This window comes from Enterobacter sp. 50793107 (genome assembly GCF_001463365.1).
GTDB lineage: Bacteria > Pseudomonadota > Gammaproteobacteria > Enterobacterales > Enterobacteriaceae > Enterobacter > Enterobacter cloacae.
The window spans coordinates 1-243 of record NZ_LNII01000081.1; the positions used below are offsets into that span (position 1 = coordinate 1).

The following is a 243-nucleotide window of genomic DNA, read 5'->3' on the forward strand; positions in this document are numbered from 1 at the left end:
TGGTGCCTTCGGGAACTGTGAGACAGGTGCTGCATGGCTGTCGTCAGCTCGTGTTGTGAAATGTTGGGTTAAGTCCCGCAACGAGCGCAACCCTTATCCTTTGTTGCCAGCGGTTAGGCCGGGAACTCAAAGGAGACTGCCAGTGATAAACTGGAGGAAGGTGGGGATGACGTCAAGTCATCATGGCCCTTACGACCAGGGCTACACACGTGCTACAATGGCGCATACAAAGAGAAGCGACCT

The 243-nt window shown here is 54.3% G+C and carries 1 rRNA gene; it reads left to right on the forward strand.

The window, feature by feature from the left end:
* Positions 1 to 243, forward strand: a 16S ribosomal RNA gene (locus tag APU11_RS12565); the annotation flags it as partial.